This is a genomic window from Enterovibrio qingdaonensis, from assembly GCF_028683135.1.
GTDB classification, from domain to species: Bacteria; Pseudomonadota; Gammaproteobacteria; order Enterobacterales; family Vibrionaceae; genus Enterovibrio; species Enterovibrio qingdaonensis.
In genome coordinates this window covers 1-333 of record NZ_JAJUBB010000083.1, presented here as the reverse complement: position 1 = coordinate 333, position 333 = coordinate 1, and the positions used below count along the sequence as shown (strand labels likewise).

At 47.7% G+C, this 333-nt stretch carries 1 pseudogene; it reads left to right on the top strand.

The annotated features are described in order from the left end of the window. A pseudogene (locus tag LRP49_RS25215) lies at positions 1 to 333 on the top strand (alpha-amylase family glycosyl hydrolase); the annotation flags it as partial.

Here is a 333-nt window from a genome sequence, read left to right as displayed (position 1 = left end):
CCATGTGGTACTGCATATCAACACAGAGCATGCAAAATCACTGTCTCCAGTAGAGATAGCAGAACGCTGGCTGGCATTTCATCTAGGCCCTTTGCTCGTTCAACGGTGGTTGCAGGGCGACAAGCTCTCCACATCAGAAACTGAACATTGTTTGGAAATCATCGAAAGTTGGCGAGCACGTTTAACGTCCATCAGTTGGTTTATGCGATTGCTTAATCAACACATTGCCACCGAAGCGAATCGAGAAGACAAATGTACGGGACACTTTTGGGAAGGGCGTTTTAAGAGCCAGGCATTGCTGGATGAAAAAGCCTTAGCCGCTGCGATGGCTTA